This is a genomic window from Propionispira arboris, assembly GCF_900109225.1.
Taxonomy (GTDB): Bacteria; Bacillota; Negativicutes; order Selenomonadales; family Selenomonadaceae; genus Propionispira; species Propionispira arboris.
In genome coordinates, this window is record NZ_FNZK01000010.1 from 90,798 (window position 1) to 116,422 (window position 25,625).

General features: G+C 39.6%; 25 protein-coding genes. 21 read left to right on the forward strand and 4 right to left on the reverse strand.

The window, feature by feature from the left end:
- Nucleotides 1-48: 48 nt before the first annotated feature.
- Both BMY14_RS10940 and BMY14_RS10945 read right to left on the reverse strand, forming a co-directional pair.
- Nucleotides 49-975: a DMT family transporter gene (locus tag BMY14_RS10940; RefSeq protein WP_091831691.1), complete on the reverse strand. Its 927-nt coding sequence runs from the start codon at nt 973-975 to the stop codon at nt 49-51.
- 115 nt (nt 976-1,090) lie between these two features.
- On the reverse strand, nt 1,091-1,528 hold the full coding sequence (locus tag BMY14_RS10945; RefSeq protein WP_019553973.1) for a nitrous oxide-stimulated promoter family protein: 438 nt from the start codon (nt 1,526-1,528) through the stop codon (nt 1,091-1,093).
- Nucleotides 1,529-1,871: 343 nt separating this feature from the next.
- Between BMY14_RS10945 and BMY14_RS10950 the strand changes: the two genes are divergently transcribed.
- The 13 genes from BMY14_RS10950 (at nt 1,872) to rsmI (ending at nt 14,540) form a co-directional block, all read left to right on the forward strand.
- Nucleotides 1,872-2,657 carry a MetQ/NlpA family ABC transporter substrate-binding protein gene (locus tag BMY14_RS10950; protein WP_091831766.1) on the forward strand — a complete coding sequence of 262 codons (786 nt, stop codon included), beginning with the start codon at nt 1,872-1,874 and terminating at the stop codon, nt 2,655-2,657.
- A 24-nt stretch (nt 2,658-2,681) separates the two neighbouring features.
- Complete coding sequence (locus BMY14_RS10955) at nt 2,682-3,740, forward strand: methionine ABC transporter ATP-binding protein (RefSeq protein ID WP_091831693.1); 1,059 nt, start codon at nt 2,682-2,684, stop codon at nt 3,738-3,740.
- Nucleotides 3,709-4,362: a methionine ABC transporter permease gene (locus BMY14_RS10960; protein ID WP_019553976.1), complete on the forward strand. Its 654-nt coding sequence runs from the start codon at nt 3,709-3,711 to the stop codon at nt 4,360-4,362. The genes BMY14_RS10955 and BMY14_RS10960 overlap by 32 nt, the downstream gene beginning before the upstream one ends.
- 18 nt (nt 4,363-4,380) lie before the next feature.
- Complete coding sequence (locus tag BMY14_RS10965) at nt 4,381-5,196, forward strand: MetQ/NlpA family ABC transporter substrate-binding protein (protein ID WP_091831695.1); 816 nt, start codon at nt 4,381-4,383, stop codon at nt 5,194-5,196.
- A 183-nt stretch (nt 5,197-5,379) separates the two neighbouring features.
- The gene (locus BMY14_RS10970; RefSeq protein ID WP_091831696.1) at nt 5,380-6,534 is read left to right on the forward strand and encodes a type III PLP-dependent enzyme; all 1,155 of its coding nucleotides are present in this window, start codon (nt 5,380-5,382) and stop codon (nt 6,532-6,534) included.
- Nucleotides 6,535-7,069: 535 nt separating this feature from the next.
- Nucleotides 7,070-8,248 (forward strand): sensor histidine kinase, encoded by a 1,179-nt coding sequence (locus BMY14_RS10975; protein ID WP_091831698.1) that lies wholly within the window; start codon nt 7,070-7,072, stop codon nt 8,246-8,248.
- A 40-nt stretch (nt 8,249-8,288) separates the two neighbouring features.
- The gene (locus BMY14_RS10980) at nt 8,289-9,725 is read left to right on the forward strand and encodes an aminotransferase class I/II-fold pyridoxal phosphate-dependent enzyme (protein WP_091831699.1); all 1,437 of its coding nucleotides are present in this window, start codon (nt 8,289-8,291) and stop codon (nt 9,723-9,725) included.
- A gap of 31 nt (nt 9,726-9,756) precedes the next feature.
- Complete coding sequence (locus BMY14_RS10985; protein WP_091831701.1) at nt 9,757-10,431, forward strand: dTMP kinase; 675 nt, start codon at nt 9,757-9,759, stop codon at nt 10,429-10,431.
- A gap of 173 nt (nt 10,432-10,604) precedes the next feature.
- Nucleotides 10,605-11,051 carry a YaaR family protein gene (locus tag BMY14_RS10990; RefSeq protein WP_019553983.1) on the forward strand — a complete coding sequence of 149 codons (447 nt, stop codon included), beginning with the start codon at nt 10,605-10,607 and terminating at the stop codon, nt 11,049-11,051.
- Nucleotides 11,051-12,031, forward strand: coding sequence for a DNA polymerase III subunit delta' (gene holB / locus BMY14_RS10995; protein ID WP_091831703.1), 981 nt, complete (start codon nt 11,051-11,053; stop codon nt 12,029-12,031). Before BMY14_RS10990 ends, holB begins: the two co-directional genes overlap by 1 nt.
- A 16-nt stretch (nt 12,032-12,047) precedes the next feature.
- Nucleotides 12,048-12,866 (forward strand): PSP1 domain-containing protein, encoded by an 819-nt coding sequence (locus tag BMY14_RS11000; RefSeq protein WP_019553985.1) that lies wholly within the window; start codon nt 12,048-12,050, stop codon nt 12,864-12,866.
- The gene (locus BMY14_RS11005) at nt 12,856-13,596 is read left to right on the forward strand and encodes a tRNA1(Val) (adenine(37)-N6)-methyltransferase (RefSeq protein ID WP_091831705.1); all 741 of its coding nucleotides are present in this window, start codon (nt 12,856-12,858) and stop codon (nt 13,594-13,596) included. Before BMY14_RS11000 ends, BMY14_RS11005 begins: the two co-directional genes overlap by 11 nt.
- Nucleotides 13,597-13,667: 71 nt before the next feature.
- On the forward strand, nt 13,668-14,540 hold the full coding sequence (gene rsmI / locus BMY14_RS11010; RefSeq protein WP_091831707.1) for a 16S rRNA (cytidine(1402)-2'-O)-methyltransferase: 873 nt from the start codon (nt 13,668-13,670) through the stop codon (nt 14,538-14,540).
- A gap of 61 nt (nt 14,541-14,601) precedes the next feature.
- Here the strand turns inward: rsmI and BMY14_RS11015 are convergent, their stop codons facing one another.
- On the reverse strand, nt 14,602-14,853 hold the full coding sequence (locus BMY14_RS11015) for an AbrB/MazE/SpoVT family DNA-binding domain-containing protein (protein ID WP_091831709.1): 252 nt from the start codon (nt 14,851-14,853) through the stop codon (nt 14,602-14,604).
- Between the two features lie 304 nt (nt 14,854-15,157).
- Between BMY14_RS11015 and metG the strand changes: the two genes are divergently transcribed.
- From metG to BMY14_RS11050, 7 genes are all read left to right on the forward strand, one after another.
- Nucleotides 15,158-17,098, forward strand: coding sequence for a methionine--tRNA ligase (gene metG, locus BMY14_RS11020; protein ID WP_091831711.1), 1,941 nt, complete (start codon nt 15,158-15,160; stop codon nt 17,096-17,098).
- Nucleotides 17,099-17,101: 3 nt separating this feature from the next.
- Nucleotides 17,102-17,866, forward strand: a complete 765-nt coding sequence (locus BMY14_RS11025) for a TatD family hydrolase (protein ID WP_091831713.1) — start codon at nt 17,102-17,104, stop codon at nt 17,864-17,866.
- Nucleotides 17,867-18,417: 551 nt separating this feature from the next.
- Nucleotides 18,418-19,404: a resuscitation-promoting factor gene (locus BMY14_RS11030; protein WP_091831715.1), complete on the forward strand. Its 987-nt coding sequence runs from the start codon at nt 18,418-18,420 to the stop codon at nt 19,402-19,404.
- Nucleotides 19,405-19,642: 238 nt separating this feature from the next.
- On the forward strand, nt 19,643-20,209 hold the full coding sequence (gene rnmV / locus BMY14_RS11035; protein WP_091831717.1) for a ribonuclease M5: 567 nt from the start codon (nt 19,643-19,645) through the stop codon (nt 20,207-20,209).
- On the forward strand, nt 20,206-21,063 hold the full coding sequence (gene rsmA / locus BMY14_RS11040) for a 16S rRNA (adenine(1518)-N(6)/adenine(1519)-N(6))-dimethyltransferase RsmA (RefSeq protein ID WP_091831719.1): 858 nt from the start codon (nt 20,206-20,208) through the stop codon (nt 21,061-21,063). Before rnmV ends, rsmA begins: the two co-directional genes overlap by 4 nt.
- 139 nt (nt 21,064-21,202) lie before the next feature.
- The gene (locus BMY14_RS11045; RefSeq protein WP_091831721.1) at nt 21,203-22,066 is read left to right on the forward strand and encodes an amidohydrolase family protein; all 864 of its coding nucleotides are present in this window, start codon (nt 21,203-21,205) and stop codon (nt 22,064-22,066) included.
- A gap of 28 nt (nt 22,067-22,094) precedes the next feature.
- On the forward strand, nt 22,095-22,850 hold the full coding sequence (locus tag BMY14_RS11050) for an exodeoxyribonuclease III (RefSeq protein ID WP_091831723.1): 756 nt from the start codon (nt 22,095-22,097) through the stop codon (nt 22,848-22,850).
- Between the two features lie 192 nt (nt 22,851-23,042).
- On the opposite strand, the gene BMY14_RS11055 is transcribed toward BMY14_RS11050, so the two are convergent.
- Nucleotides 23,043-23,750, reverse strand: coding sequence for a hypothetical protein (locus tag BMY14_RS11055; RefSeq protein ID WP_091831725.1), 708 nt, complete (start codon nt 23,748-23,750; stop codon nt 23,043-23,045).
- A 490-nt stretch (nt 23,751-24,240) separates the two neighbouring features.
- Here BMY14_RS11055 and BMY14_RS11060 point away from each other — a divergent pair, with 490 nt between their 5' ends.
- A complete protein-coding gene (locus tag BMY14_RS11060; protein WP_026329359.1) occupies nt 24,241-25,602 on the forward strand; it encodes an NAD(P)-dependent oxidoreductase in 1,362 nt (453 codons plus the stop codon).
- Nucleotides 25,603-25,625: the final 23 nt, after the last annotated feature.

Here is a 25,625-nt window from a genome sequence, read left to right on the forward strand (position 1 = left end):
GCGTAGATAAGTCTCTTTTGCAATATCGACAAATGTGATGATGAATTTTCAATGACGGAAAAATTTTAATAATTTATCAAGATTGGCAATCAATATAGCCGATAAAATCATAGTACCACCAAGTAGCTGGCTGGGTAAGATTCGTTCATCAAGGACAAGATATCCCGTAATAACACCGGTTATAGGTACGAGATTTAGGTAGATCGTGGTTAGGGTTACATCTAAAATTTTGAGTGCATAGATATAAAGAAAATAGCAGGCGGCTGAACAGACACCGGCAAGATAAATAATTTGCAGCAAAGCGGAAAATGAAAATAGGTGCCATTGTTGATATTCGGTTACGGCAAAAGGAAACAAAAATAAAGTACCGAAGAGTGTCTGATAGGTGACGATTGCCAAATCAGAATTATTAGATTGTTGTTTTTTACTGAAAATTGTATAAAAAGACCAAGAAATCATGGAGCCGATAACAAATATATTTCCCAGGAAATGGTTTGAAGCTGTATCGAGAGCGCCGTTGGCTGTGATAGTCAGATAAGATCCGCCGATACCTAATAAGACCCCTAGTAGTTCACACAGCGAAAGCCTTGCTTTACAAAACAGCATATTCAGCGTAATGGAAAGTATTGGTGTAACTGACGTTATGAGTGATGCGTTAGAGGCTGTGGTAAGTTTAATACCAATGTTTTCGAAGCAAAAATAAATAGTTATACCCAACAGGCCTGTTATGGCGAAACGACGTGTTCCTGCTTTATTAAGATGGGTTGTTGGTTCATATTTCCGGAAAATCGGCCATAAAATACAGGATGTAATTGCCAAACGAATGAAGGCAATTGTAAAAGGCGGAACTTCGGCGATGACAATTTTTGTACTAATAAAGGATGTGCCCCAGGCAATCATTGTAAAAAAAATTAGGATATTCGCAATGAGTGTAGGAGAGTACTTGACTTGCATGTTTTGTAAAATTTTTGTCATGGGAAATCTCCTTATTTTAAAAAGAAAAGGCATAAAGTTCTTTATTTATAAATGTATTATATTATGCAGGCTAAATAAGAATACCCCATACAACAGTTGCTGTACGGGGTATTGTTTATTTACTTTCTTTTACAGACTTTTCTTTTGCTTTCGCTTTGTCTTTAATTTTTTTCTCTTGTTGATGTTTGGCATAATCAATCCCCATACTCTTGAGTTTGTGCTTTATGGTCATGATCGGATGCTTAAAGAACATTTTTCGCTGGGTGCTTTTCATGATTTCGCGAAATTCTTTGGTTTGCTTGTCGCCAAAACAAGGACGTTCGCAGCGTTCACAAATTGGTTTTGTAATTCCATAAGGACAGCGATTGATTTTTAGCATAGCTGTTGCGAGCAGGGCAGTACATTTTGGACATAACGTTTTATCACCATTTGTTTTATGATGGCTATGGCAATAAACACCAAATGTTTTTTTGATATTTTCTTTTTCTTTAGGAACCGTGTTTTTTATTTCTATTGGTTTTTTCTTTGGTAAAAATCTTGATAAAATCCCCATAATAAAATCACCCTTAATTATTAAATTTATATCAGTCCAACTTAAATTGTAAATTGAAATGCGGATAAAAGCAAGTTTTTCGCATAAATTAATCTAAATAACGTTTTTGCTCGATCATGAGTAGCAGTTTGCAGCTTAACAATGTTATAATTGAAAACGTTATAAGTAGTTGAGGCTTGAATTTTGCAGGTATTGGTTTTTGCCATAGTTTAAAGACATATTGACAGGATATGTTTTCTATGTTAACATTCTAAACATAGTTGAAAACGAGGACTTATTTTAGCGAAGAATGAGGTGTTTTATAGTGTCAAAAATATCAAATAAAGGACTTTTTGCCGTTTTAATGGTGTTTAATATGCTTGTGTTCAGTGGTTGTGGTATTGATGCCAGCAAGAACAGTGAATCGGAAAAATCAGCGATCACGATAGGAGTTACACCAGGACCACATGCCGAAATCATGGAAGAGGTGAAGAAAGTTGCGGCAAAAGAAGGATTAGATATAAAAATTGTTGAATTTAGCGATTATATCCAGCCTAATGTAGCGTTGAGCAATGGTGAAATTGATGCCAATAGTTATCAACATCAGCCGTTTCTTGATTCCCAGATAGCCGATCGTGGCTATAAGATCGAATCCATTGCAAAAACGGTTATTTTTCCAATGGCAGTGTATTCCAAAAAACTTAAATCGTTGAGTGATATCCCCGATGGTGCTATTGTATCCATTCCAAATGATCCGACGAATGGTGGGCGGGCTCTATTGATTTTAGAAAAAGCGGGTCTGCTAAAACTGAAGGAGAATGCTGGACTTAGTGCAACCGTTGCTGATATTATGGAAAATCCGCAGCATTTACAGATTAAAGAATTGGAAGCGGCACAGGTAGCACTTTCTTTAATGGATGTTGATTTTGCTGTAATTAATACGAATTATGCAACGCAAGCAGGGCTTGTACCCAATCGGGATGCTTTATTTATTGAAGATGGAAAATCACCTTATGCGAATATTCTTGTAGTGCGCAGTGAAGACAAGGATAAAGCTGTCTTTAAAAAATTAATTAAAGCATATCAATCGGATGAAGTGAAACAGTTCATTACGGATCATTTTCAAGGTTCGGGAACGGCTGCATGGTAAAAATATGAAGGAGAGGCAAAGCCCGTGATTAAACTTTCACATATCGAAAAAACCTACGAAGGGTCATCCGGTCCGGTTATGGCACTAAAAGGAATTGACCTTGAAATTAAACGTGGTGAGATCTATGGTATTATTGGACTCAGTGGTGCTGGGAAAAGTACATTGATTCGTTGTATTAATATGCTTGAAAAACCTACGGCAGGTAAGGTTATTGTCGATGGTCAAGATCTGACAGCTATGAATGATAGTCAGCTTCGTGCGGCAAGAAAAAATATTGGAATGATTTTTCAGCATTTTAACTTGCTGTCATCCGCAACTGTATATGAAAATATCGCTTTCCCTCTTAAGCTTGGCGGCTGTAGTAAGGAAGCAATTGAAAAGAAGGTTCAGCCACTCTTGCAGCTGGTTGGTCTTAATGATAAACAACATCAATATCCAGCGCAGCTTTCCGGCGGACAAAAACAACGTGTTGGTATTGCCAGAGCATTGGCAAGCGATCCCAAAGTATTGCTTTGCGATGAGGCGACTTCAGCGCTTGATCCGCAGACAACGAAAGCAATTCTGGAGCTTATTAAGGATATTAACCAAAAATTGCAGCTTACAGTTGTGGTCATTACGCATGAAATGCAGGTGATTAAAGAAATTTGTGATAAGGTAGCGGTTATTGAGCATGGTGTAATTGCGGAAAAGGGTACGGTACTTGAGGTATTTACGAATCCGCAGCAACCGATTACCAAGGAATTTATCAGTGTGCTGATTAGTAATGAGCTGCCTAGTGCTTTTCGTGGGGCTGAAATTTATCCGACCGCAGTGCCGGGGAGTCATCTTTTGGTAAGGCTTACCTTTATTGGTGATTCAGCGGATGATCCCGTGATTGCTGGTCTTATTCGTGGCTTTGATATAGAAGTCAGTATTTTGTTTGGCAATCTCGACCATATCAAATTGACGCCGTATGGGCGTATGATTATTGGCATTAGCGGTGAACAGCCGGAAATTGATAAAGCTCTGGAGTATTTAAAATCAAGGGATCTAAGAATTGAGGTGATCGGTTATGTCACAAGACATGGTCACATTGCTGATTAAGTCATTAGGTGAAACCATCTATATGGTAACGGTTTCAATGGTCATTGCCAGTGTAATAGGCATTCCGCTTGGGGTTTTGCTTGTGACAACGGCCAAAAATCAAATACTGGAATGTATAGGCTTTAATCGTGTATTAGCATCTGTTGTAAATGCAGTTCGTTCAGTGCCGTTTATTATTTTAATGGTGGCAATTATTCCTGTTACGCGTCTTATCGTAGGTACTTCGATTGGAACAATGGCAGCGATGGTTCCCCTTACGATAGCGGCTATTCCCTTTATTGGACGCCAGGTTGAAACGTCATTAAAAGAGGTGGATGCTGGGGTTGTAGAGGCTGCAATGGCGATGGGAGCTACACCAATGCAGATTATCTGGAATGTTTTACTGCCAGAAGCAATCTCAGGGATTATTGCCCAGCTGACAACGGTCGTTATCGGTTTAGTTGGCTCTTCTGCTATGGCTGGCGCAATTGGCGGCGGCGGTCTGGGCGATCTCGCGATTCGCTATGGTTATCAGCGCTTTCGTGCGGATGTGATGCTGGCAACGGTTATCGTTTTGATTATTCTCGTGCAGGTGGTTCAATTTGCCGGGAATTATGTTGCGAAGCGGTTGAATAAAAAATAAATTTTAGGAGGGTAATTTATGAAAAAAATTGCATTAATTTTAACATCTTTACTTATTGCTGTGTTTGCCTTAACTGGTTGTGGCAGCGATGCTAAGCCGGCAGCTGATCAGGCTAAGACTGTTTTGAAGGTCGGAGCAACGGCAGTGCCGCATGCTGAAATCTTACAAGTTGTAAAACCTATTTTAGAAAAAGAGGGTATTGATTTACAAATCGTTGAATTCAGTGATTATGTTCAACCAAATCTTGCTTTAAATGATAAAGAATTGGACGCAAATTATTTTCAACATACGCCTTATATGGAAAATTTTGCTGCAGAACATAATTTGAAATTAACCAATGCCGGTGGAATTCATATCGAACCTATGGGCGTTTATTCCAAAAAAGTTAAAAATTTGGATGAATTAAAAGATGGTGCAGCGATTGCAATTCCAAATGATCCAACAAATGGTGGACGTTCTTTGCTTTTATTGGAAAAAGCTGGTTTGCTTAAATTAAAAGATGGTATTGGTGTGAAAGCTACTGTACAAGATATTGTAAGCAATCCTAAAAATCTTCAATTTAAAGAAGTTGAGGCAGCTCAAGTGCCGCGTGCTCTTGATGATGTTGATGCGGCAGTAATCAATACAAACTATGCAATGGAAGCAAGTCTTGTTCCTTCGAAAGATGCATTGATTATGGAAGACAGCACATCACCATATGTAAATATTATTACAGTACGTACTGGGGATGAAAATCGTCCGGAAATTCAAAAACTCGTTAAAGCTTTGCAATCTCCGGAAGTAAAGAAATTTATTGAAGAAAAATATAAAGGTGCTGTAGTACCTGCATTTTAAGGTATTATGATGAATACTGAGCCCTGCCGCTTGCGGCAGGGCTGTTTTTATGAGCAAGAATAAAAAAATAATAAAAAAATTTTTATTATTGCAGGAATTTGACTATAAAAAAACAAATATAATCTATCGTTGCATAAAAAGAAGGTGTAGCAACGTATTTTCCACACAGGACGGGAGAGTGTTATGAAAACTTTTAAATTGACAAAAGAGGAAACACAGGATTTAGCAGAGAGGTTTCAGACGCCGCTAGTGGCGATCTCTTTGGAACAAGTAGAGTATAATTACCAATTTTTACGAACGCACATGCCAAGGCTTAGGGTGTTCTATGCAATGAAATCAAATCCGGCAGCGCCGATTGTTGGCAAGGTGGCGGAACTGGGAGCAAGCTTTGATGTTGCCTCGGATGGTGAAATGCGCCAACTGACAGCAATGGGGGTCGCAGCGGATCGCATGATTTATGCAAATCCTTTTAAAACGCCACAGGGAATGAAGCTAGCGGCAAAAATTGGTGTGAATAAATTTACGTTTGACAGTGAGAGTGAAATATACAAAATGGCGAAGTATGTACCGGGTGGTACGGTTTTACTTCGTTTAAGGGTAGACAATCCGAAAGCGCTTATTGATTTGAATAAAAAATTTGGAGCAGCACAAGAGGATGCACTGCATCTTTTGCGTATTGCCAGACAGCAAGGGCTTGATGTTGCTGGATTATGTTTTCATGTTGGCAGCCAGTCGCTTTCAATGGATGCACATAAAGAAGCATTTCGAATTTGTCGTGAGGTTTTTGATCAGGCCAAGGCAGATGGTTTTGCGCTTCATATTCTTGATATTGGGGGCGGACTGCCAGTTCCGGCACCGGATATGAATTTTGATTTGCTGGAAATGGCACAGGAAATCAATGAACAGATTGAAACATTGTTTCCGGATACAGAGATTTGGGCAGAGCCGGGACGTTATATTTGTGGAACGGCGATGAACCTGATAACGAGCGTTATGGGATTGCAAGATCGTAATCACCAGCCGTGGTATTTTCTTGATGAAGGTCTTTATGGTACCTTTTCCGGGGTTATCTTTGATCACTGGGAGTATGAGCTGGAAACATTCAAGCAGGGTGAACTAACACCCGCGACTTTTGCCGGGCCAAGTTGTGATTCAATTGATATTTTATATCGAGACCGTATGAGTGTGCCTCTGGCCATTGGTGATCTTATTTTAGTGCCAAACTGTGGTGCATATACGTCGGCTTCAGCAACGGAATTCAATGGGTTTGCTTTAGCAAAGATGGTTGTTTGGGAAGAAGTAAAACATATAGAGAAAGCCGTTGAAGCTGTAGGCTAGACTTTGAGAAAAAGGTGATCTTATTAAAAATTTAGGCAGTATATCAAATGCGATTGTTGTGTTAATTGTTTTAGCGGCAATTTATGTAAAAATGAACGATGCTGGTGCGGATGCAATTTTTCGAGGTTCAGATATCTACATTGTGGTAGGAGCCGTACTGGCACTTGTAGTACTTAAGATTTTTTACAGTCATAGAAATAAAAAATAGGCTAAAACAAAATAATAGAGAAAATTAAAAAAAGTCAAGTGGATAACTTTGCATTATTACAAAGTTATCCACTTTTTTATCCACAAATAACCTCTAACTGTGGATAACTATGTGAGAATAGTAAAAAAACTGCAATAAAACAGATATATAAGCTGTGGATAATGAGTTATCCACAGCTTACATATCTGTTGATAACTTTAGAGATATATTTTATATTTGCGTTGTCCGTAAATCAAGGCTAAAATTACAAATACATAAGTGCAGTAAATTACAAGAATTTGTTGTAAAATAAGACATATAAAATAAAATTTTAGGTATGGTGAATATATGGATGAAAAAATTGAAGAATTTAGCGAAAAAACACTGAATTGTATTTTACGTGAAACTGTAGATGCAATGGAAAACAGTAAAACACAAATTTTTGACATTTATGAAGGGGCTCGTAGTGAAGTCGAACATATTCAAATGGATATCAAAGAAGTGAAAGAAAAAGTATATGAAGTAATTGAAAAGGTAGATCGACTGGAAGTTGAGGAACAAGCCGCCAAACAAAAACTGGTTCGAGTGAGCAGGAATTTTAAATCTTATACGGAGTCTGATATTCAAAATTGTTATGAAGCTGTCAAAGATGTCCAGATTCGGCTGGCTATTGCCCGCGAACAAGAAGAGCATTTACGGCATCGCCGCGATACGCTGGAAATTCGGCTGCGGAAACTTGCAGCAACTGTGGAAAAGTCAAAACATCTGGTTGTTAAAATTGGGGTCGTTTTAGGCTATTTGAGTTCACAGATCAATGCGGTTGTGACACAGATTGAAATGCTGAATCAGGATAAAATGCTGGGGGTACAAGTAATCAAAGCCCAGGAAACTGAACGGCTGCGTGTTTCCCGTGAGATTCACGATGGACCAGCTCAAACGATTGCAAATTTGATTTATCAATCCAGTATTTGTGAACGGATGATTGATATTGATTCCGATGAAGCAAAAGCCGGGCTTCAGGAAATTCGTCGTCAAATTCGTCATTGTTTAGGTGAAGTTCGCCGTATCATCTTTGATTTAAGGCCTATGTCCTTGGATGATTTGGGGCTTGTAGCGACGGTGGATCAATTTTTAGGGAAACTAAAAACACGTGGCAATTTGTCAGTGGCTTTTAATGTTGAAGGCATAGAAGTTAAAATTAATCAATATGTTGAAGTAAGCATTTTCCGGATTATTCAAGAAGCGTTAAATAATATTTATCGGCATGCGGAGTCTCCTTCAGCAGAACTTCGCTTGATTTACGGAAAAGAGTATATGTCAGTTGTCATTAAAGATATTGGCAAAGGATTTTTAGTTGATCAGCCTCATGATAACGAGGAACAAAATGGTTGTTTTGGTCTTATGGGAATGAAAGAGCGGGCTGCTATAATTCACGGGCAGCTTTTGATCGATTCAAAGCCAGGCTGTGGTACAGAAATCCGTTTGCTAGTACCGTTAAGCGAAGTTTGTGAATCGGATATTAAATAGAAAATGAGGAATCGGTGTGAATAGGCAAAGACAGAAGAAGATGCCGCTTTTGCAGGCAATGCGGCAGTATGCAGATTCTGGTGTAGTGGGATTTCATACACCAGGACACAAACAGGGCAAAGGTGTCTATAGTTCATTGCGTGATCTGGTGACGCCGCTTGGCTGGAAAATGGAAGTATCACTCATGGATGAATTGGATGACCTGCATGAACCAACGATGTGCATCAAAGAAGCACAGGATCTTGCCGCCGATTTGTATGGTGCGGATGCTACGTATTTTATTATCAATGGGACAACGGGAGCTATTCAGGCTATGGTGCTGGCTGCCTTGCGGCCTGGTGAAAAAATTATTGTGCCGCGTAACGCACATCGGTCGATTATTGGTGGAATTATGTTAAGCGGTGCGATACCAATTTTTATTCAGCCCGAAATCGATGCAGAACTGGGGATTGCCATGGGAATAGCGACAGAGACCGTTGACAAGGCGATTACAGCGCATCCTGATGCGAAGGCAGTACTTATCATTAATCCTACCTATTATGGTGTGGCATCGGATCTCCAGGCCATAGCGACGTTAGTACATGACAATAACATGCTGCTGCTTGTAGATGAAGCACATGGACCTCATTTGAAATTTAATGTATCTTTGCCCTTGCAGGCACTTGATGCTGGGGCGGATATTGTGGCACAAAGTACGCATAAAATTATTGGATCCATGACGCAATCTTCAATGCTTCATGTTAAGTATGGACGAATTCACCCGGAACGATTACGGATGATGGTGAGTTTGGTCCAGTCGACGAGTCCCAACTACCTGTTACTGGGGTCTTTAGATGCGGCGCGTATGCAGATGGCAGAAAGCGGACCACAGCTTATTGGCCGGGCCGTAGATTTGGCGAATTGGATTCGTCGCGAGATCACACAAATTAAAGGCCTTTACTGTTTTGGCATGGAACGGCTGCACCAGTCTGGTGCTTATGCGTTAGATGTTACGAAAATTACGGTTACAGTTCGCGATCTTGGTATAAGTGGTGCCTGTGCCGAACATATTTTACGACATAAATATAAGATTCAATGTGAATTATCCGATGTATATAATGTTTTATTTATTATTTCACTCGGTGATAGTGAGGTCGAAGCGAGAATTTTAGTGAATGCCTTGCAGAATCTGGCGGCAAGTCAGCAGCACAATAGGCAGCGTTTTACACAACCAATGGCTTTGCCAAAAATCCCCAGGCAAAGATTGGCACCTCGTGAGGCCTTGTTTTCTGATACGGCTGTTCAGCCTTTTGATACGAGTGAAGGGTGTGTGGCAGGTGAAGTCATTACTTTTTATCCGCCGGGAATTCCGGTTATTTGTCCAGGTGAAGAGATTACAAAAGAAATTATTAATTATATAAGGGCCATGCAAAAAATCGGGTTAAAAATAGTCGGACCGCAGGATGTTACGCTCAAAATGATAAAAATAATCAAATGAAAAATTTAAGGAATAATGTGGTGAGATAGATATGAAGGGGAAATTAATTATTATTGAAGCTGGGGATGGCTGTGGTAAGGCAACTCAGACAAAAGCTTTATTTGAACATTTGCAAAAAGATGGCCAGCGGGTTCATAAAATTGAGTATCCAGATTATGCCAGTGAATCATCTGCGTTGGTTAAGATGTATTTGAATGGTGATTTTGGTAAAAAAGCGGAAGACGTTAATGCTTATGCGGCATCTACATTTTATGCGGTAGACCGTTACGCATCTTTTCGGATGAAATGGAAACAATGGTATGATGCTGGGGACATTATTATTGCCGATCGTTATACGACATCGAATATGGTCCATCAAGCTGTTAAATTTTCCAATCTGCAGGAACGGGAAGATTTTTTGACGTGGCTTTGGGATCTGGAATTTATTAAGCTGGGCCTACCTATTCCATCCATGGTGATTTTTTTAGAGATGGCACCCGAGTTTAGTGAAAGGCTGATTACAAGCCGTTCTGATAAAATGCACCAGGTGAAGGACATCCATGAACAAGATCAACTCTATTTGCAGAGATGTCATGCTGCTTATTGCCAATTGGCAGAAAAATATGGCTGGTTTACGGTTTCTTGTGTCAACAATGAAAAATTAAAAAGTATTGAAGAAATTCATGGCGAAATTTATGCGTTGCTACCAACGCTATTATTAAAATAACAATGCGGTCAAGCTAAGAGGAATTCCTGTAATTTAGAACCTCTTTTATTGCTTATTTTGTTGAAAACAATTATAATTTAACTAGAGTGGGGTTTTCTGATATTTCGTAAATGGTAAAATCAGAAGAAGTGTCCACATCCCTATAGTCATTATCATGATAAAGGATGTATATTATGAAAATAGATGGTTTAGGCGCGCAACGGACAATCCCGATGGGAGACCGTGATACAGGAACAAAGGTAGCAAAAAAGAACAGTGATTTTTCATCGGAGCTTACACGTAATCAGGATGGACTTTCCTTAGAAAAAATGAATGAGCTGCTGGCGAAAATTGATGAACAGGGTGCAAAACTAACTCAAACACCAACGTATGATGAACTCAAGTCCTATCGTGATTTAGTTAAGACATTCGTAGGTGAAGCTGTTTCACGCATGTATAGCATGCAGACACAAACCGGCTGGGATCGACAAGGACGGCAAAAGGTCTACACAACGGTACGTAAGGTTGATGGTAAAATGGAAGAAATGGCAGAAGAAATACGTTTGGGGCAGTCCACCCAGCTTAGCATTGCTGCGAAACAAGATGTGATCCGTGGCATGCTTGTGGATTTATACATGTAATGGAAATTATGTGGGAGAAAATCATTGGGCATATAGAAATTATTCAGCGTTTAAAAAATTTGATTCAAGAAAATCGCATGCCGCATGCGCTGTTATTTGTGGGGCCAAAAGGGATCGGCAAATTTTTAACCGCACAGATAACAGCTGCGGCACTTTTTTGTAATGGAAAAGAAAAACCTTGCGGTTTATGTCCTTCGTGTCAGGCTCTTTTGACGGATACACATCCTGATTTTTATACAGTAGAACCGGATGGGAAAATGATTAAGATTGAACAGATCCGCCACTTGCAGACGGAAGTGGCTCTGGCGCCGTATCTGGCTGACAAACGTATTGTGATCATTGATCAAGCGGAAACAATGAATGTTCAGGCAGCGAACAGCTTGCTTAAGATACTAGAAGAACCAACCGGTAATCTTGTTTTTATTTTAATTGCCAATAATCGGCAATCACTTTTAGATACGATTATTTCCCGGTGTATGATGGTGCCATTTCATGCATTGGAATTGTCTTGTTTGGCGGGGGCTTTAGAACAAAGAGGTATTGCGGCAGAAGATGCAATACCTCTGGCGGCATTGGCTGAAGGCAGCTTGGGAAAAGCAATTGATTTACAGGATAATGGTGGATTGGAACTGCGACGTCAAGCTTTGGATCTTTTGGTGCAGCTTCAACAAATGGATATGGATGCTGTTTGGGTCTGTGGACAGAAATTGGGGGACCTTGATCGTGAAACACTGCAGGAATTTGTGCTGTACTTAAATATGCTTTTGCGTGATTTTCTTGTTTTACAGGTGGATGAGCAAAGCAATAAATTATACAATCAAGATGTAGCTTCAGTGCTTTTGGAGCAGAAATTATATTGGTCAGAAAATAAATTATTACGGGCGATGAAAGAAATTACTGTTGCGCAAAAGATGTTGAGCTCAAATGCGAATGCACGGCTCGTCATGGAACAGTTTTTGATTAAGTTGTGCGATTTATGATAGAGGAGGCTGCGTTGTGCAGATAGTAGTGGGAGTACGCTTCAAAGAAGCGGGAAAAATATATTATTTTGATCCAGGACAACTTGTGCTTGTACAAGATGATGATGTTATCGTTGAAACAGCACGTGGCATAGAATATGGAATGGTGGTTATTGGTCCTCGTGAAGTAAAGGATGAAGACATTGTTTTACCTTTAAAAACTGTGCAGCGTAAAGCTACACCGAGTGACCGTACGAAAGTTAAAGAAAATGAAGTTAAAGAAAAAGAAGCTTTTACGATTTGTGAAAAGAAAATTGTAACGCATGCTTTACCAATGAAACTGATTGATGTTGAGTATACGTTTGATGTGAATAAAATTATTTTTTATTTTACAGCGGATGGCCGTATTGATTTTAGAGAATTAGTAAAAGATTTAGCAGCTGTTTTTCGTACACGTATTGAACTTCGGCAAATTGGTGTACGTGATGAAGCCAAACTTATGGGCGGGATTGGTTGCTGCGGCCGATCATTATGCTGTTCAACCTTTCTTGGCGATTTTGAACCAGTTTCCATTCGTATGGCAAAAGAGCAGAATCTGTCACTGAATCCAACGAAAATTTCGGGAATTTGCGGCAGATTAATGTGCTGCTTGAAATATGAAAATGACTGTTATTGCAATAAATGTCCAAGTAAGAAAATTACGGCACCAAAGCCGGGGACTCGTGTTATTACGGTTGAGGGTGAAGGAAAAGTAATTTCGATTCACAATCAGCGTAAAACGGCAACCATTTTACTCGATGACAGTAAAACAGTAGTAGCTTCATGGGAGGATGTAATTTCAAAAGATGAAGCTTGATCTCAAAGATAATGAACGACTAGATGACTTAGTAATCCAAGGATTGAAAATCATTCAAAATGAACGACAGTTTTGTTTTTCATTGGATGCAGTCTTATTGGCTCATTTTGCTAAAGTAAAAAAAAGAGCCCATGTTCTTGACCTTGGAACGGGAACTGGGGTTATAGCTTTATTGCTTTCGACACGGCAGACAGAAAAAATCGATGCCTTGGAGTTAAATCCGGTAATGGCAGATTTAGCAGCGCGTAATGTAGAACTCAATGCTTTACAAGAAAAAATTGTAGTTCATGAAGGCGATTTGTGTAATATTCGGGAGATTTTTCCAGCGGAGTTTGTCGATCTGGTTGTTTCAAATCCTCCGTATCGTCCCTTGGAACAGGGCGATTTGAACCTTTTAAGTGATGTAGCAAAAGCACGGCACGAAGTGACAGCAACGCTGCAGGATGTTGTCAAAGCGGCGCGGTATTGTCTGAAATTTCGCGGCCGTTTTGCAATGGTACATTTGCCAGAACGAATCGGTGAAATTATTATAGCGATGCATGAGGCGGGTATTGAGCCAAAACGTTTACGTTTTGTTCACCCGAGACTTGGCAAAGCACCGAATATGGTTCTGGTTGAAGGTATAGCTGGAGCAAAACCAGGCGGTATGCTTGTGGAACCACCATTGATTGTTTATGGAAGTGATGGCAGTTACGCAAGGGAAATCGTTGAGTATTATCAGGAAAGATAAACTGGGGTGGCTGCCTGATTTCTTTGTAATAAAGAGATTGGGCACATCCTGTTTTTTTATTAGGAGGAACTATGGAAACGAGTAATAAACCGGGCATATTATATCTATGTGCAACACCAATCGGTAATCTGGAAGATATGACATATCGGGCCGTGCGCCTTTTGGGAGAAGTGAATCGTATTGCAGCGGAAGATACGCGCCACACACGTAAACTTTTAACGCATTATGATATTCACACCGCGTTGACAAGTTATCACGAGCACAATAAATTTACAAAAGGACCGGAATTAATTGACTATTTACTGACGGGTGAAGATCTTGTATTAGTAAGTGATGCCGGGCTCCCGGGAATTGCTGATCCAGGAAGCCATTTGGCCCAGCTGGCCATTGCTGAAGGTATTCAAGTTACACCGCTTCCCGGGGCAAATGCGGCACTTTCGGGGCTGATTTGTTCAGGACTGGATACGACAGTTTTCACTTTTGTCGGGTTTTTACCAAAAACAACGAAAAAAAAGCGTGAAATTTTAGCGAATTTGCCGAAACGGCCGGAGACATTGCTCTTTTATGAATCACCGCATCATTTAAAAGCTACATTGAAAGAACTTGCGGATGTATTAGGTCAAGATCGACCAGCGGTGGTGGGGCGTGAGCTCACAAAAAAATTCGAAGAATTTATTCGCGGTTCGTTAGGATCTATCGCAGCATATTTTCAGGATAATCAGCCGCGGGGGGAATTTGTGATTATTGTTGATGGTTATAATAGTGAAGCCGATACAGATAAAGTTGCTGAAACAATTGAACCAGCAGACTTGGTTGTCCAGCTTATGACGGAGGGTTTGGATAAAAAAATTGCGATGAAACAGGCTGCGCAGCAACTGGGAATTCGTAAACGTGATGTATATCAGGCTGTTTTAGCAGCAGAAAAAAGAAACCCAAAAGGATGATTTCCATCCTTTTGGGTTTCTTTTTTTCTGTAGTAGTACAAAGAGCAGAGTAAAGGGAACTTTATTTCTCTGATTGTAATGCATCCACGCATTCACCGCAGACATTTTTGCCTTTGAATTTTGTCACATTGTCGGCATTACCGCAAAAAATGCAGGCACATGACGGTTCATATTTGCGAAGAATAATACGATCTTGATCAACATAAATTTCCAAGGCGTCTTTTTCTTCAATTGCAAGAGTTCGACGCAATTCAATCGGGATAACGACCCTGCCTAGTTCATCTACTTTACGAACGATACCAGTTGATTTCATAGTTGCGACTCTCCTTTTTAATAAATAATTTTGACTACCTAGTATTCAAAATGTTAGGTTAAGTAAATAATACCATATATTACAAACACTTTCAACAAAATAGTTTACAGAATTTATAGACTTTAGTGAAAATAAATCGTGGTACGGCAGACTAAAAGGCTGGATGTAATTTCTTTAATGCATTATATAGAGATGCGTTTTGAAATTTTTTTTATAAAATTTTTGTTCAGCGGGGCAATTTGCTTTATAATAGAAGAACGACGTTAAAATGTTTGCGTAATTTATTGGAGGAGGACTTATTTTCGTGGAAAAAAAATCATTTTATATAACCACACCTATTTATTATCCTAGTGCCAAATTACATATTGGTCATGCATATTGTACGACCATTGCGGATTCAATTGCTCGCTACAAAAGATTGGCTGGATACGATGTCATGTTTTTGACGGGATCCGATGAACATGGACAGAAAATTCAGCGCAAAGCCGAAGAAGAAGGTATTACACCGATTCAATATGTCGATAAAATTGTCGCAGGTTTTCAGGATCTCTGGCGACGTCTTAATATTTCGCATGATGATTTTATTCGAACTACAGAAAAACGCCATCATAAAGTTGTTCAGGAAATTTTTAAAAAAATCTATGAAAATGGTGATATCTATAAAGGAGCTTATAAAGGTCTCTACTGTACTCCTTGTGAAACATTTTGGTTGGAACGTCAATTGGTTGATGGAAAATGTCCAGACTGTGGGCGATCTGTGGAAGAAGTGTCAGAAGAAGCTTATTTTTTTAAGATTTCAAAATATGAAGATCGTCTACTTCAATATATAGAGGACAATCCAGAATTTATCCAACCCGTATCGCGGCGCAATGAAATGATTAATTTTATCAAACAAGGGATGGAAGATCTTTGTATTTCGCGTACGTCATTTAATTGGGGAATTCCTGTGCCAATGGATGAAAAGCATGTAATTTATGTATGGTTTGATGCTTTATCAAATTATTTGACTGCAGCAGGCTATTTATCGGATGAAGAAAAATTTAAAAAATTTTGGCCGGCAGATCTGCATTTAGTAGGAAAAGAAATCGTACGTTTCCATACCATCATTTGGCCGATTATTCTTATGGCACTTGATTTACCATTGCCTAAAAAAGTCTATGGCCATGGCTGGCTTATTGTTGAAGGCGATAAGATGTCAAAGTCAAAAGGAAATGTAGTAGACCCCGTTGGTCTGATCGAAGAATTCGGACCGGATGCGATTCGTTATTTTCTTTTGCGTGAAATAAATCTAGGAATGGATGGAAATTTTTCACGGGAAGCACTTATTCAGAGAATCAATTCAGATCTTGCCAATGATTTAGGAAATCTTTTGCATCGTACGTTGAGTATGATTGGTAAGTTTAATCATGGAATCATTGAACAGCCTGGTGCGTCCGATGCAATTGACCAATCGTTAATTGATATGGCGATGCTGACCGTTAAAGAATATGAAATAAGTATGGAAAAAATGGAACTGAGTCCAACGATTAAAAATGTTTGGGCTTTTATCAGTCGGACCAATAAATACATTGATGAAACGAGTCCTTGGGCATTGGCCAAAGATCCAGCGAACAAAGAACATCTTAATACCGTTTTATATAATTTAATTGAAAGCTTACGGATTATCAGTGTTTTGATTTCACCATTTATGCCGGTTACTGCACCTAAAATATGGAATCAGCTGGGACTTACTCAGAAGTTTAAAGACGTACAGCTCCATGATATTAAAACATGGGGACAGACGCCAAGTGCTATCCATATGGGGGTACCGGAACAAATTTTCCCCCGTATTGAAATCGAACCAGCGGCAAGCATTGCTGTGACCGAAAAAATGGCGGATGTGCCAGTCAAAGCAAAGCTGGCAACGGTTGAAAGCAAGGATATTCCTACTGAGATTACAATTGATGATTTTGCTAAAATGGATTTGCGAGTCGTTAAAGTATTAGCCGCCGAACCAGTCAAAAAAACGGAAAAATTGTTGATGCTCACGGTTGATTTAGGTGGGGAACAGCGCACGATTATATCAGGTATTGCGAAACATTATGCACCAGAAGATTTAATCGGTAAAAATGTGGTTATGATAATCAATTTGAAACCGGCTAAAATTCGTGGCGTTATTTCGCATGGCATGGTGCTTGCTGCATCGGCGGGGGATGAACTCAAAGTAATTGCCGTGGACATGCCTGTCGGCAGTAAGGTGAAGTAGCTCATGTTAATTGATACGCATGCACATATTGATGACGAAAAATTTGCGGAAGATCGCGCCGAAGTCATTCAACGAGCAATCGACAGTGGTGTTACGCGCATGATAAATGTCGGTTCGGATATTAAATCTTCGGCTCGATCGGTCAAACTGGCAGCCGATTATAATGAAATTTATGCAGCTGTTGGCATCCATCCTCAGGAAGCTAAAACGATGATGAAATCACATGATGATTTGCTTGCCAGCTGGGCGCAGCTTCCCAAAGTTGTGGCAATTGGTGAAATCGGTCTTGATTATTATTATGAAAATTCTGAGCGTGAAATCCAAAAAAAAGTTTTTATTCGTCAGCTTGATCTGGCACGGCAGATGCATTTACCAGTCAGTATTCATGATCGCGATGCGCATGGTGATACGATGGCAATACTAAAAAAAGAAGGAAAAGGCATCATTGGCGTTATCCATTGTTTTTCAGGCAGCTGGGAGATGGCCCATGATCTTTTACGTAAAGGCTGGTTCATTGGGGTTGACGGTCCGGTTACCTTTAAAAACGCGGCAAAATTGCCGGAAATTGTTCAGCAGGTACCGTTGGATCGTTTGCTGGTAGAAACGGACAGCCCCTATCTGGCTCCGGTTCCGAAACGTGGAAAACGAAATGAACCGGCCTATGTTAGGCATGTTGCGGAAAAAATTGCTGCTTTGCGTAATATCGAGTTTGAAGTTTTTGCTAAGGCAACAACCGAAAATGCCCGTCATTTATTTGGTATACAATAGGTGGCTTCAATGGTGATTTTATAGCAGAAAAGACGATTTTATCAGCTTGATATAATAGAACATACGAGCTTTTTCCCATATGGATTTGATTGTAATGAAGTCATGGGGACGATGTTTATTCGTGAAAATGCTTATTTTACAAGGTTTCCATAAATATTATATATTCCTATAATAAACAAAATATGGTAAATAGCCCATGATAAATTGATGAAATTTATCGTGGGCTATTTTATTTTTGCAAAAATCAACAGGTATTCACCTCAAAAAACTTTCAATTATTAGTTATCTGGAGCTTTTGCTTGGAATGATTCGTAATTTAGCTAATAAAAATACGATAAAAAGATAATTGTAAATTAATTACTTATAAAGTAAATTAATGGTAATATTTAGAATAAAATGTAAATTAAATGAAAATAAATACAGAAAAAATTTTACATTAATACCAAATTATAGGCGATTGATTGTAAATATATGTTAAAAAAAGGCTTGGGATTTGACATATTTAAAAAAATCATGATATAATTCACAAGTTCTTCGAAAGGGGGAATTTAATGAGTATAAAAACAATCATTTCATCTCAAAAATCAAGACAAAAACTCGCAATATGTGCGGTGTTGATTTTTGTATTAACGTTGGTAACTGGTTTCGTTGAGGGACAGAAGACGATTGAAATTCTGGCAGATGGCGATACAATTACGGTAAATACATTGATGAGCAAACCGGAAACAATTATTAAGCAGGCAGGTGTCCATTTACAGGACAAAGACGAATATCGTCTGTCAACAGATCGGATCGAAAACAATACTATTATTACTATTTATCGTGCAGTACCTGTTACTGTGGAGTATCAAAACCAAAAACAGGAACTTATTACAGGAAAACCGACAGTGGGAGAATTGCTCAGTGAACTAGGCTATACCGGAGATATGTATCGTGTAGAACCGGGTCTAAATTCGAAAATACAGAAAAATCTGCATATAAAAATTGTATCTATCTCAGAAAAAATCAGTGAACGCGAAGAATCGGAAGTCTATCAGGTCGTACGCCAGAGCGACCCATCTATGGAAAAAGGAACAGAAAATATTGTTCAAAATGGTGAAAATGGCATAAAAAAAATAAAAGTCAGAGAACATTTTAATGATGGTCAAAAAGCGGGAGAAGAGGTCATCGAAGAAACAGTTATAACACCTTCTCGTCCGCAGATCATTAAAGTTGGTGCGCGTGATACAGTTCCAACATCACGTGGAGCGATGCGTTTTAGCCGGGCGATTTATATGGAAGCTAGTGCATATCTTCCCGGTGATGGCGGTGGAGCTGGAATTACAGCTACGGGCCTTGCAGCACGCCATGGCGTGGTTGCCGTTGATCCGAATGTGATACCACTCGGTACGCGATTGTTTATTCCCGGCTACGGGGTGGCGATTGCTGCTGATACAGGTGGTGCCATTCAAGGTGCTAAAATTGATCTTTGCATGGATGATTATGGTGAAGCAATTAATTTTGGCCGCCGCAGTGTTAAAGTATATATATTAGATTAATATGAATCAGGGCATATTTGATATGCCCTGTTGTTTTTTTGCCTGTACTTAGGTAAACTATAGATATATATAATGCATTAAAGAAATTGCATATAGACTATTAGGCTGCCAGGAATTTGGTATAGGGCATCGTTTGCTTCCTACGTAACGCCACGGAGCCTTATACCAAATTCCTGACGATTGCCATATAAAATATTTAATGCAACTTATATAGATCAAAAACAATGTGGGGATAGTTATGATAAAAGAAGTTCTGGTAGTAGAAGGTAAAATGGATGTTGTCGCTATCAATAAAGCGGTAGAGGCAGATTGTATTATTACAGGCGGCTTTAGTTTAAAAAAGTATATGATAGATCATATTCGCCAAGCATATGAAAAACGTGGTATTATTATTATGACGGATCCGGACTCTGCGGGAGAACGAATTCGTGCTTATTTGAGTAAACAGTTTCCTGAGGCAAAACACGCATTTGTGCCCAAAAAAGATGCAACCGCTAACGGTGATATTGGTATTGAACAGGCCTCACCGGATGCAATTCGTACGGCACTGGAAAAAGTTAGGACATTAGGTTGGAATCCAATCACGGTGTTTACTGGTGCTGATTTGATAGCAGCAAGGCTCAGTGGATCGACATGTGCTTCAGAAAGGCGTGCTAAAATAGGAGAAATCCTTGGTATTGGTTATGCGAATGCTAAGACATTTTTAACAAGATTAAATCATTACGGCGTGACAGAGGCTGAGTTTGAAAAAGCTTTAGACTTATTAGACGCTCAGGATGCAAGTGAAGGGGAAAAGACTGAATGATTCAGCCAATCATCGCAAAACGCGACGTAACAAAACATATATTAAAATCATTTAATATCCATATGAGTAAAAAATTAGGTCAGAACTTTTTAATCGATGAATCAATTGTTGATGGTATTGTGGATGCTGCGGATATCCAAGAAGGGGAAACCGTGCTTGAAATTGGGGCGGGTATCGGGACTTTGACGCAAGGTCTTGCCGAAGCAAAAGCCAATGTTATTGCAGTTGAACTCGACAAACGGCTGCCTGATGTTTTAGCGCATACGCTGGCTGGATATGAGAACGTCAAGATTGTGCAAGGCGATATATTAAAGGTGAATATTCCCGAAATTACTGGTGGCGGCTCCTTTAAAGTAGTAGCTAATCTGCCATATTATATCACAACACCAATCGTAATGGCTCTTTTAGAACAGCGCCTGCCGATGACTAAACTTGTGACGATGGTGCAAAAAGAAGTTGCTTTACGTATGGTGGCAAACCCTGGTAAAAAAGACTATGGTGCCTTGTCCGTTGCTGTCCAGTATTATACGAAACCGAAAATTGTATTGGATGTACCGCCGTATTCGTTTATTCCGGCTCCGGATGTTGATTCAGTTGTTATCTGCTGTGAGGTTCGTCAAAAACCACCGGTTGACGTAGCTGATGAAAAAATGTTCTTTCGAGTGGTAAAAGCTGCTTTTTGTCAGCGTCGCAAGACACTGAATAATGCCTTGAAGACGATGGGAATCGATAAGGAAACGGTTATGGAAATCTTGCAGCAGTCAGGAATCGATGGCATTCGTCGCGGCGAAACTTTATCTTTAACCGAGTTTGCCGTTATCGCCAACCAAGTTTCAGCTAACCAAAAACAATAAAATAAGGAATTATAACCGTGCAGGGAAGTTTATCTTTCTAGTGCGGTTTTTTATTTTACAGGAGATAAAAAATGAATTTTGATGCGAATATGTTATAATGAAAAATAGATAAAATTCAAAGGTAACGAGGCTGAAAAATATGAATATTATTGATGCACATTTACATTTTTTCCCGGAAAGTTTAAAGTTTGATCAAAGTGCGAAACAGGCTGGTGATCAGGCAACGATAGAAAGTTTAACGGCAGCAATGGAAAAAAACAAGATTGTTTTGGGGATTGGAATGGGAACTACTCCAACGGCCGGTATACTGCAAAACCCTTTAATATTACCTTTTGTGAAAGAGAGCTGGCCCTCTTTTTTTGCACAGTGTCTGGGCGTAAATGCCGATACGATAACAAATATAAATAAAAGGGACGTACTGTCTGCCTTCGAAAATAAAATAAAAGAACCAACGACGGTTGGCATCAAGATTTATGCAGGGTATCAGCACTTTTATGTAAGTGATCCCGTCTACCATCCGTTTTATGAATTGGCAGAACACTATGATGTACCAGTAGTTATTCATACGGGGGACACAGCTAATTCGCAAGGCTTGCTCAAATATTCACATCCGTTGACCATTGATGAGGTTGCGGTTAACTTTCCTCGAACGACTTTTGTTATGGCACATTATGGAAATCCTTGGATTGTGGATGCTACGGAAGTTATTAAGAAAAATCCCAATGTCTACGCCGACTTATCAGGACTGGCGGAAGGGAATTTTTCAGTGGGCTGGTTTTTTAAAAATTATCATGCTTATGCAGATATGCTTGTGGGCTGGCTCACCTATTTGTCACGTTATGATAAATTAATGTATGGTTCAGACTGGCCGCTGGTCAATATGGGCACGTATATTGAACTCATTAAACGAATTATTCCACAAGAGCACCATGAAGCGGTGTTCTTTAAAAATGCGAAACGTATTTTCAAAAAAATTAATGTTTTGCCGATACTCAATAAGTAATCGGAATTTTTAGGAGAAGAGGTATTATATGAAATTTATTTCATGGAATGTCAATGGCTTGCGAGCGTGTTTGGCGAAAAACTTTATGGAAGATTTTCAAAAAATGAATGCGGATATTTTCTGTCTGCAGGAGACGAAACTGCAAGTGGGACAGGTAACGCTGGATTTGCCAGAGTATCATCAATATTGGAATAGTGCTATAAAAAAAGGTTATTCAGGGACGGCTGTTTTTACAAAACAAGAACCATTGTCCGTTCAGTATGGTTTAGGCGTTGAAGAGTACGATCAGGAAGGACGAGTTATCACACTTGAATTTCCCACCTTTTATTTTGTGACGGTTTATACACCGAATTCGCAGCGTGAATTGGCAAGGCTTGCTTATCGAATGCAATGGGAAGAGGCTTTTCGCGGATTTTTATTGGAACTTGACCAAGACAAGAGTGTTGTTGTCTGCGGTGATTTGAATGTAGCACATCAGGAAATTGATTTGAAGAATCCTAAAACAAATAGGCATAATGCTGGTTTTACGGATGAAGAACGCGCAGCCATGACGGTTTTGCTGAAGTCGGGATTTACGGATAGTTTTCGTTATCTTTATCCAGAGCAAGCAGGAATCTACAGCTGGTGGTCTTATATGCGTAAAGCGCGTGAGTCAAATGCTGGTTGGCGTATCGATTATTTTCTGGTGTCCGATCGATTGCAAGAAAAGATCCAAAATGCCTCTATTCATAATGAAGTTTATGGCAGTGACCACTGCCCGGTTGGGCTTGAGATAATTCTATAAAAATAAAAGAGGTCTGGACTTGTAAAATATTTTACGAGTCCAGACCTCTTTTATAACCTATATAGAACGAACGCATTAAAGAAATTACATCCAGTCTATCAGTCTGTCGGGAATGGGCAGGGCATCGTTTGCTGACGATTGCCATATAAAAATGTTTACTGCCATATATGTGGCAGCATTGCTGTGGTGCTATTAAATATCCCAGTGTAGTTTGTCGGGAGCGGGCGTTGCATGATCAATATCATTTAAAATCCAGGCAGCGTTGTCATGCGTTGCCGAGAAAGCCGCCTGGAGCTCATCCTGGTACGATTTTGGTATATCCATAAAGGATAAGGCCATGTGCATAAAATCTTTCGCTATAAGCGTTGTGCCGCGTTCTGCAGCAATCTGTGCTTTGAAACGATAGCCGTAATAAAGATAGCTGTTATGTGGGATCGGCAGCGGTTCAAAAATTTCGATTTTTTCCGTGATTTCAGCCTCAGCAATATTCGTTTTTTTCTGTAAGTGCAGCGTTAGCCACCGGTCGGCCCAAAGCTCACCGCGCAGGATATATTTATAAAGATAATCGGTTGATTCAGCGAGTTCAATCGCCAGGTTGATATAATCCAAGGCAGCCTCAAGTGTCGTTTCATTTTCACGCAGGCAGGCACTGAGCTTTTGCAGGGCGAATACTTTTTCTTCAACATCTTCTGAGTTTTCTTCGTCAATTTCAATGTCCACTATCGACCGGAACAGCTCGATTGCCAAATCTTTTTTTTCATATTCTGGCATAGCTAAAAAATGAGCCATACGAGCACGGGCATGCCAGTCGTCAAAACCTTGTGCGAATAGTGATTCTGGTGGATGTGCGGGACTTTCAAGGATCATATGGACTAACTTGTGGAAATCATGACTGTTCATCTATAATCACTCCTATAAATTTTTTGTATTATGGTTAAATTATATCATATTTAAGGCAAAATGGCAGTTTATTGGATGTTCAATTAAGGTACACATACCGATTATTTCTAGCGTAAATAAACCATGTACGTTCTGACTGTAAAAATCATTGCATGTTTATTTTCGTATGAACTTTTAGTTTCTTTTAATGAGTATGTGAATAAAAATACATATAGAATGAATAAGATGAAGCGAATATAAACTATGAAAATATTTAGAAAATTATACAATAAAGCATTATAAATAAAGGAAAAGTATGGTTAAATAAGTTCAAAAAATCACAATATAAGTTCATAAAATAACTTACGTAATTATGCATGTTATGACTAGTTATGCATGGAAATTAATGCTATAATACATTTGAATGAAGCGCTTACATAATTAAAATTTATTTTTCAAAGTTACTTAAAGGGATATAAAGAATGTTGAATTTTAAAGAATAGAGGCGGAAATGATGTCAGAGAGAGAAATTGAGTATGACCCAACTGGTTTTACATTAAAAGAAGCAATCAGCGAAGCAAAGCGCTGTTTGAATTGTGTAAAACCAGCTTGTCGCAAAGGCTGCCCAATCGAAAATGAAATCCCGGCGTTTATTAGAGAATTAGCGACGGGGAATTTGGGACAGGCCAGTGCAGTTATCGCAAGACGCAGCAATCTCCCCGCTGTTTGCGGACGTGTTTGCCCAAGGGAAAGACAATGTGAAGGTGCCTGCGTATTGACAGAACAAGGCAAGGGTATTAAAATCGGCAAGCTGGAACGTTTTATTGCCGATATGGATGGCGAACTTGAAATAACACCACTGCCAAAGCTTTGGGATGAAAAAGGGCGTGTTGCGGTGATTGGGTCCGGCCCGGCGGGACTCACTGTGGCGGGAGATTTAGCCAAAGATGGTTTTAGAGTGCGGGTATTTGATGCTCAGGCAGAACCCGGTGGGGTTTTAATGTATGGAATTCCAGCTTTTCGTTTGCCCAAAGATGTTGTGCGACGGGAAATTCATAAAATAGAAAAATTAGGAGTTCAGTTCAAAACCAATATAATGATTGGTGAAGCACTGACCTTAGATGATATATTTAAAGAAGGTTTTGATGCAATTTTTATTGGGACGGGTAATGCAATGGCTAAAACACTTAATATTGAGGGACAGCATTTAACAGGTGTTTTGCAGGCGACCTATCTTTTACAAATGGTGTCACTGGCAAATCAAGGCAGTGTTGACAAAGATGAAATACCTGTGCAGGAAGGTGATCATGTTGTAATCATTGGGGCTGGTAATACGGCTATGGACGCAGCTAGAACTGCGAAACGACAGCATGCTGCTACGGTTACGGTAGTTTGCCGTGATGCCGAAGGGAAAATGGCAGCACTGCCATCGGAAATACAAGTTGCTAAAGATGAAGGCGTAAACTTTATTCCGTTGCGGAATCCTTGTCAGCTTATGGGAGATACTTGTGTTACCGGGGTTGAGTGTGAAATCCGTGCGATTAAGGTTCCTGGTGAAAAACCGGAAGGCACTGGTGTTAAGGAAATCATTCCGGCAAACAAGGTAATTATTGCAATCGGTCAAAAGCCGGCTCGACGTATTATAGGAACGACGAAGGGCATCGAAGTGGACCCGGGTGGTTGTGTAGTCACCCAGGATCGTCCTTATGGAATGACAACACGCCGCGGTGTATTTTCCGGCGGCGATGTGGCTCATGGTGCGGCAACGGTCGTTATCGCGATGAAAGATGCCAAGAAAGTTGCGATGGGGATTGAACAGTATGTTGAAGCGAAAAAATTAATGGAAGAATGCGGTCTTCGCATGAAAGATTAAACATAAAAAACGAAGCTGTGATC

Bases quoted from the DNA above. Each gene is read 5' to 3' on its own strand.
- BMY14_RS10940 (WP_091831691.1), bottom strand. From the start codon at position 975: ATGACAAAAATTTTACAAAACATGCAAGTCAAGTACTCTCCTACACTC.
- BMY14_RS10945 (WP_019553973.1), bottom strand. From the start codon at position 1,528: ATGGGGATTTTATCAAGATTTTTACCAAAGAAAAAACCAATAGAAATA.
- BMY14_RS10950 (WP_091831766.1), top strand. From the start codon at position 1,872: ATGGTGTTTAATATGCTTGTGTTCAGTGGTTGTGGTATTGATGCCAGC.
- BMY14_RS10960 (WP_019553976.1), top strand. From the start codon at position 3,709: ATGTCACAAGACATGGTCACATTGCTGATTAAGTCATTAGGTGAAACC.
- BMY14_RS10965 (WP_091831695.1), top strand. From the start codon at position 4,381: ATGAAAAAAATTGCATTAATTTTAACATCTTTACTTATTGCTGTGTTT.
- BMY14_RS10970 (WP_091831696.1), top strand. From the start codon at position 5,380: ATGAAAACTTTTAAATTGACAAAAGAGGAAACACAGGATTTAGCAGAG.
- BMY14_RS10975 (WP_091831698.1), top strand. From the start codon at position 7,070: ATGGATGAAAAAATTGAAGAATTTAGCGAAAAAACACTGAATTGTATT.
- BMY14_RS10980 (WP_091831699.1), top strand. From the start codon at position 8,289: ATGCCGCTTTTGCAGGCAATGCGGCAGTATGCAGATTCTGGTGTAGTG.
- BMY14_RS10985 (WP_091831701.1), top strand. From the start codon at position 9,757: ATGAAGGGGAAATTAATTATTATTGAAGCTGGGGATGGCTGTGGTAAG.
- BMY14_RS10990 (WP_019553983.1), top strand. From the start codon at position 10,605: ATGAAAATAGATGGTTTAGGCGCGCAACGGACAATCCCGATGGGAGAC.
- holB (WP_091831703.1), top strand. From the start codon at position 11,051: ATGGAAATTATGTGGGAGAAAATCATTGGGCATATAGAAATTATTCAG.
- BMY14_RS11005 (WP_091831705.1), top strand. From the start codon at position 12,856: ATGAAGCTTGATCTCAAAGATAATGAACGACTAGATGACTTAGTAATC.
- rsmI (WP_091831707.1), top strand. From the start codon at position 13,668: ATGGAAACGAGTAATAAACCGGGCATATTATATCTATGTGCAACACCA.
- BMY14_RS11015 (WP_091831709.1), bottom strand. From the start codon at position 14,853: ATGAAATCAACTGGTATCGTTCGTAAAGTAGATGAACTAGGCAGGGTC.
- BMY14_RS11025 (WP_091831713.1), top strand. From the start codon at position 17,102: ATGTTAATTGATACGCATGCACATATTGATGACGAAAAATTTGCGGAA.
- BMY14_RS11030 (WP_091831715.1), top strand. From the start codon at position 18,418: ATGAGTATAAAAACAATCATTTCATCTCAAAAATCAAGACAAAAACTC.
- rnmV (WP_091831717.1), top strand. From the start codon at position 19,643: ATGATAAAAGAAGTTCTGGTAGTAGAAGGTAAAATGGATGTTGTCGCT.
- rsmA (WP_091831719.1), top strand. From the start codon at position 20,206: ATGATTCAGCCAATCATCGCAAAACGCGACGTAACAAAACATATATTA.
- BMY14_RS11045 (WP_091831721.1), top strand. From the start codon at position 21,203: ATGAATATTATTGATGCACATTTACATTTTTTCCCGGAAAGTTTAAAG.
- BMY14_RS11050 (WP_091831723.1), top strand. From the start codon at position 22,095: ATGAAATTTATTTCATGGAATGTCAATGGCTTGCGAGCGTGTTTGGCG.
- BMY14_RS11055 (WP_091831725.1), bottom strand. From the start codon at position 23,750: ATGAACAGTCATGATTTCCACAAGTTAGTCCATATGATCCTTGAAAGT.
- BMY14_RS11060 (WP_026329359.1), top strand. From the start codon at position 24,241: ATGATGTCAGAGAGAGAAATTGAGTATGACCCAACTGGTTTTACATTA.